This window comes from Streptococcus lactarius (genome assembly GCF_016642265.1).
GTDB lineage: Bacteria > Bacillota > Bacilli > Lactobacillales > Streptococcaceae > Streptococcus > Streptococcus lactarius.
The window spans coordinates 300873-301095 of sequence record NZ_MRXX01000001.1; the positions used below are offsets into that span (position 1 = coordinate 300873).

The window sequence follows — 223 nt, forward strand, 5'->3', positions numbered from 1 at the left end:
TTAGGTACATGATTAAATTGATTGATCATTACGGTATAGAGTTCGTCAAAAAGGGGAAAAATCGTTATTATTCTCCTAAACTAAAATGAGAAATTATTGATAAAGTTCTGCTTGAAGGTCGTTCACAAATAAAGGTGTCTCTAGATTATGCTCTTCCAAGTGTCTAAATGTTGCATAATTGGATAGCACAATATAAGAAAAACAGGTATACTATTGTTGAGAA

General features: G+C 30.9%; 1 pseudogene. It reads left to right on the forward strand.

From position 1 onward, the window contains the following. Window positions 1–223, forward strand: a pseudogene (locus BTU61_RS01620) (transposase); the annotation flags it as partial.